12 protein-coding genes are annotated in these 12,535 nt (G+C 58.3%); 7 read left to right on the top strand and 5 right to left on the bottom strand.

All coding sequences use genetic code 11. The features are described from left to right. Positions 1–93 precede the first annotated feature (93 nt). From ACM6IV_RS28035 to norR, 5 genes are all read right to left on the bottom strand, one after another. Positions 94–843, bottom strand: coding sequence for a YkgJ family cysteine cluster protein (locus ACM6IV_RS28035; protein WP_414872560.1), 750 nt, complete (start codon positions 841–843; stop codon positions 94–96). Between the two features lie 83 nt (positions 844–926). After that, the gene (locus ACM6IV_RS28030) at positions 927–1,253 is read right to left on the bottom strand and encodes a hypothetical protein (RefSeq protein WP_414872559.1); all 327 of its coding nucleotides are present in this window, start codon (positions 1,251–1,253) and stop codon (positions 927–929) included. A 148-nt stretch (positions 1,254–1,401) separates the two neighbouring features. Continuing rightward, complete coding sequence (locus ACM6IV_RS28025) at positions 1,402–1,860, bottom strand: GNAT family N-acetyltransferase (RefSeq protein ID WP_414872558.1); 459 nt, start codon at positions 1,858–1,860, stop codon at positions 1,402–1,404. 27 nt (positions 1,861–1,887) lie between these two features. Beyond that, positions 1,888–2,790 (bottom strand): chemotaxis protein CheV, encoded by a 903-nt coding sequence (locus ACM6IV_RS28020; RefSeq protein ID WP_414872557.1) that lies wholly within the window; start codon positions 2,788–2,790, stop codon positions 1,888–1,890. A gap of 318 nt (positions 2,791–3,108) precedes the next feature. Next, positions 3,109–4,668, bottom strand: a complete 1,560-nt coding sequence (norR, locus tag ACM6IV_RS28015) for a nitric oxide reductase transcriptional regulator NorR (RefSeq protein WP_414872556.1) — start codon at positions 4,666–4,668, stop codon at positions 3,109–3,111. 164 nt (positions 4,669–4,832) lie between these two features. Here norR and hmpA point away from each other — a divergent pair, with 164 nt between their 5' ends. The 7 genes from hmpA to cyoE all read left to right on the top strand — a co-directional run bounded on the left by hmpA (position 4,833) and on the right by cyoE (position 12,424). Further along, entirely contained in the window at positions 4,833–6,014 is a 1,182-nt protein-coding gene (gene hmpA / locus ACM6IV_RS28010; RefSeq protein ID WP_414872555.1) for an NO-inducible flavohemoprotein, read from the top strand. Between the two features lie 237 nt (positions 6,015–6,251). Beyond that, positions 6,252–6,761 (top strand): disulfide bond formation protein B, encoded by a 510-nt coding sequence (locus tag ACM6IV_RS28005; protein ID WP_034156083.1) that lies wholly within the window; start codon positions 6,252–6,254, stop codon positions 6,759–6,761. Positions 6,762–7,587: 826 nt separating this feature from the next. Next, the gene (gene cyoA, locus ACM6IV_RS28000) at positions 7,588–8,529 is read left to right on the top strand and encodes a ubiquinol oxidase subunit II (RefSeq protein ID WP_090286083.1); all 942 of its coding nucleotides are present in this window, start codon (positions 7,588–7,590) and stop codon (positions 8,527–8,529) included. 3 nt (positions 8,530–8,532) lie between these two features. After that, positions 8,533–10,563 carry a cytochrome o ubiquinol oxidase subunit I gene (cyoB, locus tag ACM6IV_RS27995; protein ID WP_414872554.1) on the top strand — a complete coding sequence of 677 codons (2,031 nt, stop codon included), beginning with the start codon at positions 8,533–8,535 and terminating at the stop codon, positions 10,561–10,563. Positions 10,564–10,566: 3 nt separating this feature from the next. Next, positions 10,567–11,190, top strand: coding sequence for a cytochrome o ubiquinol oxidase subunit III (gene cyoC / locus ACM6IV_RS27990; RefSeq protein ID WP_034156084.1), 624 nt, complete (start codon positions 10,567–10,569; stop codon positions 11,188–11,190). Next, positions 11,190–11,525 carry a cytochrome o ubiquinol oxidase subunit IV gene (gene cyoD, locus ACM6IV_RS27985; RefSeq protein WP_007916940.1) on the top strand — a complete coding sequence of 112 codons (336 nt, stop codon included), beginning with the start codon at positions 11,190–11,192 and terminating at the stop codon, positions 11,523–11,525. The genes cyoC and cyoD overlap by 1 nt, the downstream gene beginning before the upstream one ends. Positions 11,526–11,536: 11 nt before the next feature. Beyond that, entirely contained in the window at positions 11,537–12,424 is an 888-nt protein-coding gene (gene cyoE, locus ACM6IV_RS27980) for a heme o synthase (protein ID WP_053123579.1), read from the top strand. Positions 12,425–12,535: the final 111 nt, after the last annotated feature.

The following is a 12,535-nucleotide window of genomic DNA, read 5'->3' as shown; positions in this document are numbered from 1 at the left end:
CTCTGTGTCGTACACAATTTATGTGAGGGCCCGAGATACCTGTGGGAGCTGGCTGGCCGGCGATGAGGCCAGTTTGGTCTTTGCAAACCCCGATCAAGCCGCCCGCAACGAAATAAACGCATACGTCTGCGCCGGCTCCGTCACCACCTGTGCCCCGGCCGCCAACACCTGCCCGGCAACATCGTCGCCCGACAGATGAAACACCCACTCACTCGGCGCCGTCATCAGTGGTTGCGCACTCACCTGATCAATCACCGCCGCAAACGCATCCATGTTCGGCAAATAAGCGGTAAAGCCGTCACCCTTCAGCGCTGTGGTCCGAATCCCGAGCATCGCGCAGATTGCGTCCTTAAGGCCGATGTCATCCCGATCCGCCTGGCGCGAACGTTGAATCAATTCAGCCAGCTCCTGATCGACCAACTCGCCGCCGGCAATTAGTACCGGCCCCTGTTGCCAGGACTCCGGCGGGCAATCCTTGGCGGCAGGGTTGAGCGGGATATGCGGGTTGATTTCAGCCGGATAGATGCGACACACCAGTGGCCGCCGCTCGTAGATGCGGCACAACTTGTCTTCGTCAAGATTCCGACAGGGGCCGACGTTGTACGCGGCGAAGGTGATCGCCACATGGGCGTCGATTGCGCCGCTGCGAACGAGCGCTGAACGCCGTTCGGCATGTTCTCGCTGCTGCGCTGGCAAACCCAGACCGTTACCGAGAAAAGCCTCTACCAGCACAATCACCTGACCGCCATCCGCCGCCCACATACGGGCCTCGGCCAAGGTCAGCGGGACATGGTGGTCGTTGCAGCATTTGCCGCAGCCTACGCAGGAAAACGTCGTATTCATTGAGCGATCTGTCTTCAATCAGGGTGTGAAACGGTGGCGGAAAACCACCGCACAGGCGCGGATCGAAGCAAGTTATGCGCCACTCACCGGGCTTTACCGACCGGACGGATCGAGTCCCACTCGGTGACGAAGGCGGTTTTCGAGGTTTTGTTGTACAGGCACAGTTCGGTGCCTTGCTGGCCTTTCATGTGTTTTTGCGGGTATTGGCCTTGCAGCAGGATGGCGGTGTAGCCGACGCGGTCGTCGAATTGTGCGGGTGTGCCGACGGGTTTGGCGTTTTTCAGGCCGCTGGCCTTACTGCAACTGGCGAGCACGGTTTTGTCGTAAGCGGCCCAGGCATCGGGGCTGGAGGCGTGGGCCTGGGACGCGAGAGCGGTGAGGCAGAGCAGGCTGAGGGTGAGCGCTTTCATGGGGGGGCATCCTTGGTCGTGGGTGGCCAAGGTTGGAGTCTGCCTGCGAAGGGAAGTTGCCTGTGCTGGCCTCTTCGCGAGCAGGCTCGCTCCTACAGTTTGAAATGCATTCCAGGGTGGGAGCGAGCTTGCTCGCGAAAGCGGTTGATCAGTCCGGCACCAGTTCCCGGCGGACCACATACATCCCGGCACTTTCATACAACCGCTGCGCCCGCCGGTTGTCTTCCAGCACTTTCAGATCAACAAACCCTTCGCGCCGCTGCTGAAACACCTTGAATGCCGTGAGCAACAATGCCCGGCCCAGTCCGCGCCCCTGCATGCGCGGATGCACCACCAGATTCTTGATATAGGCGCTGGTCCAGCATTGCGCTACGCCGACCACGCCTTCGCCATCGCGTGCAATAAAGCACAGCATCGGATCATATTCAGGATTGCTCTCGAACTGCTGCTGCCAAGCGTCCAGCGCTGGCACCCGGCCGCCGCCTTCTCGGTACCCCAGTTGCATCAAAAGATGCACGTCCGCCGCCAGTTCGACGGAGTACGTGCACAGTTCAATGCCTTGTGGCCAAAGCGCATCCGGCGCGTCTTTGGCAAGATCACGCCGCATCAAAAAACAGTACGTCTCGGCCAAGACTCAGTGCCCGTGTGCGGCGACGTGTTTGGCCGCTTCGATCAGGCAGTGGGTCAGTTCCGGCGAGGAGAACTTGGTCAGTACGCCGTTCGCCCCGGCCAGCCGCGCTTTTTCGCTGTTCATCGCGCTGTCGAGAGAGGTGTGCAGCAGCACGTACAAATGGGCGAAGTCCGGCGTCTCGCGCAGGGTGCGAGTGAAGGCATAGCCGTCCATCTCGGACATTTCGATGTCGGAGACGATCAGGTTGATCTGCTGCGAGGTGCCTTGCAGGTCGAGCAGGCAATCGATGGCTTCCTTGGCGCTGCGTGCGGTGTGGCATTGCAGGCCGAGGTTGCGCAGGGTGTGCACCGATTGCTGCAGCGCCACCTGGCTGTCGTCGACCACCAGAATCCGCGCGTTGCCGAGGACTTCGGCGTCTTCCATGCTCAGGTCGGTCGGGGCCATTTCGATCTGCGCCGGGGCGATGCTGTGGATAACCTTTTCGATGTCCAGCACCTGCACCAGCGTGCCGTCCACCGAGGTCACGCCGGTGATGTAGGCGCGTGAACCGCCGGAACCGAACGGCGGCGGTTTGATGTCGGTAGTCAGGCAGTGGACGATCTTGCTCACCGCCTGCACGTGCAGACCCTGCTTCGAACGGCTGACGTCGGTAACGATCAGGCAGCCGCCGTTCGGGTCTTCCAATGGACGTTCGCCGATGGCGCGGCTGAGGTCGATCACCGACAGCGAGGCGCCGCGCAAAGTGGCAATGCCTTTCACGTGCGGGTGCGACTCCGGCAGCTTGGTCAGCGGCGGGCAGGGAATGATTTCACTGACTTTCAGCAGGTTGATCGCCATCAACTTACCGCTGCGCAAGGTAAACAGTAGAAGCGAAAGTGAGTCTGCGCGGGCTTTGGTGGAGGACATATGAACCTTCTGTGGAAAGGTGGTGGGCGAGGCTGGAAATCGCCAGACACTATTGATGCCGGGTTATCGGCGTTAAAGGGGTGGGCTTTAGGTTAGTTGTCGGGTGGCGTGCAGATCAAAAGCCAAAGCCAAAGCCCCTCACCCCAGCCCTCTCCCGGAGGGAGAGGGGGCCGACCGAGGTGTCTGACGATGTACATCGACCTGAAGGACCGAGTCGATTATGGATTCAGTGAAGGTCTTTCACGTCGGCGGAATTCTGCAATATCCCCCAATCAGTCCCCTCTCCCTCAGGGAGAGGGCTAGGGTGAGGGTGGGCTTTTAGCTCTTCATGCCTAGTCGTTTGGCCATGCGACCGAGGTTAGCTCTATCCAGCCCCAACTCCCGCGCCGCACTCGCCCAGTTATCCTGATTACGCTCCAGCGCCGCACTGATCAAACGCCGCTGATACTGCTCGGTCGCACTGCGCAAATCCCCACTGATCAACGGCATCTCAGCCACGACACCGGCAACAGCCTCAACCGAGTTATCCACAACCTCACGCGGTAAATCCAGATCCGCTGCGCTCAAACTGAGGATCTTCGGCCGCACTTTGCAGTTGCCCAACGCTTTCAACGCACTGCGCCCGATCAAGTGTTCCAGTTCGCGCACATTGCCCGGCCATGTGTAGGCGAGCAAGGCTTCCTGGGCGTCGCTGCTCAGGCGCAGGCTGTTTAGGCCCATGCGTGAGCGGTTCTGTTCGAGGAAGAAGCCGCTGAGCAACAACACATCACGGCCGCGATCACGCAGCGCCGGCACGCGCAGCGGGTACACGCTCAGGCGATGGTAAAAGTCGGCGCGATAGCGACCGCTGCGCACCTCTTCGGCCAGGTCGCGGTTGGTCGCGGCGATCAGGCGCACATCGACTTGATGCTCCTTGTCCGAGCCCAATCGTTGTAACTGGCCACTCTGCAAAACACGCAGCAATTTCGCCTGTACGGTCAGCGACAACTCGCCGACCTCATCGAGAAACAGCGTGCCGCCATTGGCCAGTTCGAACTTGCCGCGCCGATCATTGGTGGCACCGGTGAAGGCGCCGCGCACGTGGCCGAACAGTTCGCTTTCCACAAGTGTGTCGGGTAGCGCGGCACAGTTAAGGCTGATGATCGGTTGGTTGGCGCGCGGTGATGCGGCGTGAATCGCCTGGGCGACCAACTCTTTGCCGACCCCGGTTTCGCCGGTGATCAATACGGTCAGATCACTGCCGCCGACCAGATTGATTTCCTCAACCAACTTCTTCAGCGCCTTGCTCTGGCCGATCATCTCGCGGTTCTGCTGGCCGCTGGCCTGGCGATAAACCTCGGCGCGCTGGTGCTCGTCCTCGGCGCGATTGGCCAGACGCTGGATGCGTTCGGCGGCGTTGACCGTGGCCGAGGCGAGGCTGGCGAAGGCTTGCAGGGCGTCGAGTTCGATCGGTTCGAAGCGCTCGGGATCAAGGGCGTCGAGGGTAATCAGGCCCCAAAGCTTTTCATCGACAAATAAAGGACAGCCGAGGCAATCGTGAACTTCGAGGTGCTCGTCGAGGCCGTCGACCAAACCGTCATAAGGGTCGGGCAAGTCGCTGTCGGCGGCGAACCGGGTGGGGCCAGTTCCGCTCAGGAGAATCTCGAAGCGTGGGTGCTCGCTGACCTTGAAGCGCCGACCGAGGGTGTCAGTACTCAAACCGTCCACCGCCAGCGGCACCAGCGCTTCGCCGTCGAGACGCAACAACGCCGCTGCATCGCAGGGCAGCAGGGCGCGCATGGCTTCAAGCAAGCGTCGGTAACGCTCGCCCTCGGGCAATTCGCGAGACAGGTCGGAAACTAAAGGCAGCAGGGCGGTGAGCAGGGATTTCGCGGTCATGGTCTTGTAGTCAAAGTGACAAGATGTAGTCTGGTTGACTATAAATCTCTCTGAGTCGTTATGACTACGATATTTTTAACTGATTGATTTATATGGATAAATAAATTGGCACGAAACCTGATAACTCTAAGGCAACTTTTCAAGAAAGCTCAGGAGTCATTCTTATGCTTAGCGTCCAGGATCGTGCCATCGTCAAATCCACCGTGCCTCTGCTGGAAAGCGGCGGTGAAGCGCTGATCACGCACTTCTACCGCATGATGCTCTCCGAATACCCTGAAGTCCGCCCGCTGTTCAACCAGGCCCACCAGGCCAGTGGTGACCAGCCGCGCGCCTTGGCCAACGGCGTGTTGATGTATGCGCGTCATATCGATCAGCTCGACCAACTGGGCGATCTGGTGGCGAAGATCATCAACAAGCACGTCGCCCTGCAGATCCTCCCGGAGCACTACCCGATTGTCGGTACCTGCCTGCTGCGCGCCATTTCCGAAGTGCTTGGCGAAGAGATCGCCACACCGGAAGTAATGAGCGCCTGGGGCGCGGCGTATGGGCAACTGGCGGACATTCTGATCGGCGCCGAAACCGCGATCTATGACCAGAAGGAACACGCCCTCGGCGGCTGGCGCGGGGCGCGTGAATTTATCGTCGCAGCCAGAGTCGAGGAAAGCGCGGAAATCGTGTCGTTCTACTTTGAACCGGCAGACAAAGGCCCGATTCTCGCGGCCGAACCGGGCCAGTACATCGGCATGAAGCTGATCCTCGATGGTGAAGAAATCCGCCGCAACTACTCGCTGTCGGCATTGGCCAACAACGGTCAGTACCGCATCAGCGTCAAACGCGAGCCGGGCGGCCGGGCGTCCAACCATTTGCACGATCAGCTGCAGGTCGGTGCGAGCATTCAGCTGTTCCCGCCATCGGGTGAGTTCACCTTGACCGCGAGTGACAAGCCGCTGGTGCTGATCAGCGGCGGCGTCGGCATTACGCCAACCCTGGCGATGCTTGAAGCGGCGCTGGAAACCGAGCGCCCGGTGCACTTTATCCACTGCGCGCGCAATGGCCGTGTGCATGCGTTCCGCGACTGGATTGATGAGCTGGCGGCGCGTCATCCGCAACTCAAGCGTTTTTACTGCTATGCCGAAGATGATGGTGTGAGTCCGGCGGCGGACAAGGTCGGGATGCTGGATCAGGCACTGCTTGGTGAGTGGTTGCCGCAGCAGCGTGATGTGGATGCTTACTTCCTTGGGCCGAAGGGTTTCATGGGGGCGATCAAGCGGCATCTGAAAGCGCTGGGTGTGCCCGAGAATCAGAGCCGTTATGAGTTCTTCGGGCCGGCTTCAGCTCTGGAATAACTCTCAAGACCGAGTCGCCTGAATCGCGAGCAGGCTCACTCCTACAGGATTTGTGTTCAACGCAGATCCAATGTGGGAGCGAGCCTGCTCGCGATGGCCGTTATGCGGTCTGAATTTGTGAAACATGATCCAAGGTTAATCGTTTCTTAACCGCTTTATCGTTTATTGCCCCGGTGTAGACTTGCGACAACCTTCAGCCGCGAGTCAGCTGAACCATGGACATATAAAGGAAACGCGATGAGCGAGGAAACGATTCGACTGGGACGTGAGCGGCGCTTTCTGGTGCTGCTGGGCATCATCTGCCTGGCGTTGATCGGTGGTGCGCTGTACATGCAGATCGTACTCGGCGAGGCCCCGTGCCCACTGTGCATTTTGCAGCGCTATGCGTTGCTGCTGATCGCGCTGTTTGCGTTCATCGGCGCGGCCATGCGCAGCCGTCGCAGCATCACCGTGTTCGAAGTGCTGGTGGTGATTTGTGCGATTGCCGGGGCCGGTGTGGCCGGGCATCACGTGTACACCCAGTTCTATCCGGCGGTGAGCTGCGGCATCGATGTGCTGCAGCCGATTGTCGATGATCTGCCGCTGGCGAAGATCTTCCCGCTGGGCTTCCAGGTCGACGGATTCTGCTCGACGCCGTACCCGCCGATCCTTGGCCTGTCGTTGGCGCAATGGGCACTGGTGGCCTTCGTGCTGGTGGTGATCCTGGTGCCGCTGCTGACTTCGCGTAACCGAAAAGCACTGCGCTGAGTCAACTAATCGGCAGTCTGGCCGATACAGAAAACGCCCCGATTTGCGTATCAGCATATCGGGGCGTTTTGCCTTTCAGAGTGTTTGTGAAAACACCGTGACGGACGGCAAGGCAGGGTGTGGCAGGTGTGCGACATGTTGTCACACGCGGGGTGTCGCAGGACGCTTCAGTCATGCGGAATCGGCCGTTGTTACAAAAAAGGATTGGTCAGTTTCGAGGTTTTTTGGCTTTACCACACGAGTGCCGGAGCAGGCAGTTTTAACAAGCGCTGGCATATGGCCAAAAGCCTTGGGTTATCGGGCTTTGCGCTGTTAGAGCGTTCGGAAAAGGCCTTCGGAGCTGTCTGAACTGACGCGGGTACACCCACAATTTTTGGTGTTTTTGTTGAGAATCTATTTCGATAACATGCGGAACTTTTGCAAAAATGGCGACGCATTGTTGCTCGAACGGATAAAAATTATTTCGGGATAAGACATGGTGTATAGGGCGCTACCTATCTACAATCGCCCGCACTGAATTCCCGGCACTGTTCAGCCTTTATTAAGGAGGCGAGCAGGAAGTCGGGTGTCGAGTGAGTCGAGAGGCTTTTCAAGACACCCAGGTGTCGGTGCCTTCCAACTTTCCGCACCAAATGGAATTGGTCTGTAACAAGGCCTTTGACCACGAATTCGAATAAGAACTGACCGCTGTCCCAGGTTTTGTCGAGCGTCTGACGCGCGACGGGCGGCCCTTATTCAATCCAAAGAAAATGCCAACCCTTGGCAGGGTGAAGTGTTGGCGATCAAAACCCAACTGCATTGCGCAAGCTGCTTTAGAGGTCGTGAGATGAGTAAAAACAGGTACCCCAGATTACTAGGCCTAGTGCCGCTGCTCGGCACGTTGTTGCTGGGAGGCTGCAACATGACCTTGCTCAATCCAACGGGCCAGGTTGGCCTGGAACAGCGAAACCTGATCATCACCGCGACCCTGCTGATGCTGTTGGTCGTCGTGCCGGTTATCGTCATGACCTTCCTGTTCGCCTGGAAGTACCGCGCGTCGAACAAGAACGCCGTCTACACCCCGAAATGGTCGCACTCGACCAAAATCGAAGTGGCCGTCTGGACCATCCCGGTCCTGATCATCATTGCCCTGGGTTACATCACCTACATTTCGACCCACGAACTGGACCCGTATCGTCCGATCCAGTCCGACGTCAAGCCTGTGACCATCGAAGTGGTCGCGCTGGACTGGAAGTGGCTGTTCATCTACCCGGAACAAGGCATTGCCACGGTCAACAAGATCGTGTTCCCGGCGCACACGCCAATCAACTTCAAGATCACCTCTGACGCTGTGATGAACTCGTTCTTCATCCCGGGTCTGGGCGGCCAGATCTACGCGATGGCGGGCATGCAGACCAAGCTGCACCTGATCGCTGACCGCAACGCTGAAATGGACGGTATCTCCGCCAACTACAGCGGTGCCGGTTTCACCGGTATGAAATTCAAGGCTATCTCCACCACTCAGGAAGATTTCGACGCCTGGGTAAGTGAAGTCAAGAAGTCACCTAAACAGCTTGATCAAGCTGAATACGCGGCACTTGCCAAACCGAGCCAGAACAACCCAGTCGAGCTCTACTCGTCGGTCACGCCGAACCAGTTCCAGATCATCGTCGACAAGTACGAAGGTATGAAGCCGGGCAAGCCGCTGAAGCACGAGAAGAAAGAGAAAGAAGTGGCGGCCACGGATATTGACGCGGGTTCGCATTCAGCTGCCGGGGCAGAGGAGTAAACGATGTTTGGTAAATTAAGTTGGGAAGCAGTCCCATTCCACGAGCCGATCGTGATGGTGACCATCGCCATGATCGCCCTCGGTGGTCTGGCGCTGTTCGCTGCAATCACCTACTTCAAGAAGTGGACCTACTTGTGGACCGAGTGGCTGACTTCGGTCGACCACAAGAAAATCGGCGTGATGTACATCATCGTCGCCATGGTCATGCTGCTGCGCGGTTTTGCCGACGCGATCATGATGCGTACCCAGTTGGCCATGGCCACCGAGGGTTCGCCTGGCTACCTGCCACCTGAACACTATGACCAGATCTTCACCGCTCACGGTGTGATCATGATCATCTTCATGGCGATGCCATTCTTCACCGGCCTGATGAACCTTGCAGTGCCGCTGCAGATCGGCGCGCGTGACGTTGCGTTCCCGTTCCTGAACTCCCTGAGCTTCTGGCTGCTGGTATCCGGCGTTGTGCTGATCAACCTGTCCCTGGGCGTCGGCGAATTCGCCAAGACCGGTTGGGTTGCCTATCCACCATTGTCGGGTCTGCAATACAGCCCTGGCGTGGGCATGGACTACTACATCTGGGCGCTACAGCTATCCGGGTTAGGTACGACGCTAACGGGGGTCAACTTCCTCGCGACCGTACTGAAAATGCGTACCCCTGGCATGAAACTGATGGACATGCCGATCTTCACCTGGACCTGCACCTGGGCAAACGTTCTGATCGTGGCTTCGTTCCCGATCCTGACCGCTACCCTGGCACTGCTGACCCTTGACCGTTACATGGATTTCCACATTTTCACCAATGAACTTGGTGGCAATCCAATGATGTACGTCAACCTGTTCTGGGCCTGGGGCCACCCTGAGGTTTACATCCTGATCCTGCCGGCCTTCGGCATCTTCTCGGAAGTGATCTCGGCCTTCACCGGCAAGAAACTGTTCGGCCACCACTCGATGATCTACGCCTCGGGCGCGATCTCGGTACTGGGCTTCATGGTTTGGCTGCACCACTTCTTCACCATGGGTTCGGGTGCGAGCGTCAACGCCTTCTTCGGTCTGGCGACGATGCTGATTTCCATCCCGACGGGTGTGAAGCTGTTCAACTGGCTGTTCACCATCTACCAGGGCCGTCTGCGCTTCACCAGCCAGGTGATGTGGACCCTGGGCTTCATGGTGACCTTCGCCATCGGCGGCATGACCGGCGTACTGCTGGCCATCCCGGGTGCTGACTTCGTGCTGCACAACAGCCTGTTCGTGATCGCGCACTTCCACAACGTGATCATCGGCGGTGCGGTATTCGGTTACATCGCAGGCTTCGCGTTCTACTTCCCGAAAGCGTTCGGCTTCAAGCTGCACGAAGGCTGGGGTAAAGCCGCGTTCTGGTTCTGGATCTCGGGCTTCTTCGTCGCGTTCATGCCGCTCTATGCACTGGGCTTCATGGGCATGACCCGTCGTCTGAACGCCACCACCAACCCTGAGTGGGTACCGTACCTGTACGTTGCCATGTTCGGTGCGGTGATGATCGCTGCCGGTATCGCCTGCCAACTGATCCAGCTGTACGTCAGTGTGCGTGACCGCAACAAGCCAGAGAACATTTGCGATCACGGTGACCCGTGGAATGCGCACACTCTGGAATGGTCGACCTCGTCGCCACCTCCGTTCTACAACTTTGCTGTGCTGCCTAAGGCTGACTGCATCGACCCGTTCACTGAAGCCAAGGAAAACGGTACGGCGTACCAGCGTCCGGCCAAGTACGAGCCGATCCACATGCCGAACAACACCGCCACTGGCGTGGTGATGGGCGCACTGTTGACCGTCTTCGGTTTCGCGATGATCTGGCACATCTGGTGGTTGGCGATCGCCAGCCTGGCCGGCACCGTCATCTACTTCGTGATCCACGCTGCACGTGACGACCAGGGCTATATGGTTCCGGTTGAAACGATCGAGCGTATCGAAGCCGAGCAGCACAAGCGTCTGGTCGCGGCAGGGAAAATCCCGGCCGGTGCCACCCGTGTTGAAACCTCGTTGGAACAGGCTTAAACCATGTCGAACTTAGTGACCAATGTTGGACACGCCCATGGTGACCATGGGCACGATGACCATCACCACGACTCGGGCGAGATGACCGTATACGGTTTCTGGCTCTACCTGATGACCGACTGCATTCTGTTTGCGTCGATCTTCGCGGTGTACGCAGTACTGGTAAACAACGTTGCCGGTGGCCCGTCGGGCCACGACATCTTCGAACTGCCATACGTGCTGGGCGAAACCGCTCTGCTGTTGTTCAGTTCGATCACCTACGGCTTCGCCATGCTGGCGTTGTTCAAAGGCAAGAAGCAGCAGGTTCTGGGCTGGTTGTTCATGACCTTCCTACTCGGCGCAGGCTTTATCGCCATGGAGATCAACGAGTTCCACCTGCTGATCTCCGAGGGCTTCGGTCCTAGCCGTTCGGGCTTCCTGTCCGCGTTCTTCACCCTGGTCGGTACCCACGGTCTGCACGTGTCGGCGGGTCTGATCTGGATGGGCATCATGATGTACCAGGTCAACAAGCACGGCCTGACGGCGACCAACAAGACCCGTCTGAGCTGCCTGAGCCTGTTCTGGCACTTCCTGGACGTGGTGTGGATCTGCGTATTCACCGTTGTTTACCTGATGGGGACTCTGTAATGGCTAATGCACACTCCCATGACAGCCATGATGCTGGCCACGGCAGCGTAAAGTCGTACGCCATTGGCTTCATCCTGTCGGTGATCCTGACCGTGATTCCTTTCGGTCTGGTGATGTACCCGAGCCTGCCGAAGGCCACTACGCTGGCAATCGTTCTGTTGTTCGCCGTGATCCAGGTGATTGTTCACCTGTATTACTTCCTGCACCTGGACCGTTCCATTGCTCAGCGTAACAACGTGATCGCCTTCGTCTTTACGGCGATCGTGATCGTGCTGCTGGTTGGCCTGTCGTTGTGGATCATGTTCAGCATCCACACCTACATGATGGCGAAGTGAGGTAAGACCCGATGTCGCTCAAGCACTTTATCCAAATCACCAAACCGGGGATCATTTTCGGTAACGTGCTTTCTGTGGCAGGCGGGTTCTTCCTGGCCTCGAAAGGGCATGTGGATCTGGCGGTGTTTCTGGCTGCCATGATCGGTACATCCCTGGTTGTTGCCTCCGGTTGCGTGTTCAACAACTGCATCGACCGCGACATCGACCTGAAGATGGAACGCACCAAGAACCGGGTGCTGGTACAGGGCTTGATCTCCCTGAAACTGGCCCTGGTCTACGCGACCATCCTTGGTGTTCTCGGCGTTGCGTTGTTGTACAAGGTGGCCAACCCGTTGGCCGCTTTGTTCGCGGTGATCGGCTTCGTTATCTACGTCGGCTTCTACAGCCTGTACCTCAAGCGCAAGTCGGTTCACGGCACGCTGGTGGGCAGTCTGTCCGGCGCCATGCCGCCAGTGATCGGTTACGTTGCCGTGACCAACAGCTTCGACATGGCCGCGCTGACGTTGCTGGTGATGTTCAGCCTGTGGCAGATGCCGCATTCCTATGCCATCGCGATCTTCCGCTTCAACGATTACCTGGCCGCATCGATTCCGGTGCTGCCAGTGAAGCGCGGGATTCAAGTGGCCAAGAAGCACATCCTGCTCTACATCCTGGCGTTCCTCGTAGCGACCTTGATGCTGACCTTCAGCGGTTACGCCGGCATGAGCTACCTCGCGGTGGCCGCGGCCATGGGCATGTACTGGTTGTACATGGCCTGGACCGGCTACAAGGCAGTGGATGACACGGTCTGGGCACGCAAGCTGTTCGTGTTCTCGATCTTCACCATCACTGCGTTGAGCGTCATGATGTCCCTGGACTTCAAGGTGCCCGCAGAGCTGCTGCTGACGTACGCGCCGTAAGGCTCAAAGGCTTGAAGAAAAACCCCGCACATTGAGAAATGTGCGGGGTTTTTTGTTGGGCGGATAATGTTGAATCGATGTGCTGCCATTCGCGAGCATCACTGAATTTGC

The sequence above is a fragment of the Pseudomonas sp. IT-347P genome (assembly GCF_949768005.1).
Lineage (GTDB): Bacteria > Pseudomonadota > Gammaproteobacteria > Pseudomonadales > Pseudomonadaceae > Aquipseudomonas.
Note: the sequence above shows the minus strand (reverse complement) of the source record. Positions and strands in the feature narration are given on the sequence as shown.

What these genes read in the sequence shown, in the direction of transcription:
- ACM6IV_RS28035 (WP_414872560.1), bottom strand. Translation starts at nt 843, where the DNA reads ATGAATACGACGTTTTCCTGCGTAGGCTGCGGCAAATGCTGCAACGAC.
- ACM6IV_RS28030 (WP_414872559.1), bottom strand. Translation starts at nt 1,253, where the DNA reads ATGAAAGCGCTCACCCTCAGCCTGCTCTGCCTCACCGCTCTCGCGTCC.
- ACM6IV_RS28025 (WP_414872558.1), bottom strand. Translation starts at nt 1,860, where the DNA reads ATGCGGCGTGATCTTGCCAAAGACGCGCCGGATGCGCTTTGGCCACAA.
- ACM6IV_RS28020 (WP_414872557.1), bottom strand. Translation starts at nt 2,790, where the DNA reads ATGTCCTCCACCAAAGCCCGCGCAGACTCACTTTCGCTTCTACTGTTT.
- norR (WP_414872556.1), bottom strand. Translation starts at nt 4,668, where the DNA reads ATGACCGCGAAATCCCTGCTCACCGCCCTGCTGCCTTTAGTTTCCGAC.
- hmpA (WP_414872555.1), top strand. Translation starts at nt 4,833, where the DNA reads ATGCTTAGCGTCCAGGATCGTGCCATCGTCAAATCCACCGTGCCTCTG.
- ACM6IV_RS28005 (WP_034156083.1), top strand. Translation starts at nt 6,252, where the DNA reads ATGAGCGAGGAAACGATTCGACTGGGACGTGAGCGGCGCTTTCTGGTG.
- cyoA (WP_090286083.1), top strand. Translation starts at nt 7,588, where the DNA reads ATGAGTAAAAACAGGTACCCCAGATTACTAGGCCTAGTGCCGCTGCTC.
- cyoB (WP_414872554.1), top strand. Translation starts at nt 8,533, where the DNA reads ATGTTTGGTAAATTAAGTTGGGAAGCAGTCCCATTCCACGAGCCGATC.
- cyoC (WP_034156084.1), top strand. Translation starts at nt 10,567, where the DNA reads ATGTCGAACTTAGTGACCAATGTTGGACACGCCCATGGTGACCATGGG.
- cyoD (WP_007916940.1), top strand. Translation starts at nt 11,190, where the DNA reads ATGGCTAATGCACACTCCCATGACAGCCATGATGCTGGCCACGGCAGC.
- cyoE (WP_053123579.1), top strand. Translation starts at nt 11,537, where the DNA reads ATGTCGCTCAAGCACTTTATCCAAATCACCAAACCGGGGATCATTTTC.